Here is a 566-nt window from a genome sequence, read left to right on the forward strand (position 1 = left end):
TAGACCGCCCGCTGCGACCAGTGCGATAACCCAGTTAGGTAGTTTCGCGATCTCAGGGTTAGCCAGTACCATGATGTCGTTATCAACTTTCAGTTCGTTAGTTGCAGCATCTGATGTGTAGTTGATGTTGCCATCACCGTTCTTATCATCAAAGCCTAGCAGACCCGTTTTCTCCCAGTTTTTGAACCAAGTAGGACGTTCGTCATAAGCCAAGTGTTGGCCCGGCGCTGGGTTAACGGTATCCATTAGGTTTAGACGTGCCATTGCTGATACTGCTGGAGCCGTTGTGTATAGGATAGCGATGAACACAAGTGCCCAACCTGCAGAGGTACGTGCATCACGCACCTTCGGTACAGTGAAGAAACGGATGATTACGTGTGGCAGACCTGCAGTACCGATCATCAGTGACATGGTGTAAACGAACATGTTTAGCGTGTCACCGCGGACTTGAGTGGTGTATTCACTAAAGCCGAGCTCCGTCACCACTTGGTCGAGCCGATCCAACAGATAGACATCGGTGCCGGCCATGGTACTACCGAGCCCTATTTGTGGAATTGGATTGCCGG

At 50.7% G+C, this 566-nt stretch carries 1 protein-coding gene; it reads right to left on the reverse strand.

Features of this window, described 5'->3' with window-relative positions:
- A partial coding sequence (locus R7040_RS28730) for a sodium:solute symporter family transporter (protein WP_411978230.1) occupies nucleotides 1–566 on the reverse strand: 566 nt, incomplete at both ends.

The sequence above is a fragment of the Vibrio sp. 1069 genome, assembly GCF_033340555.1.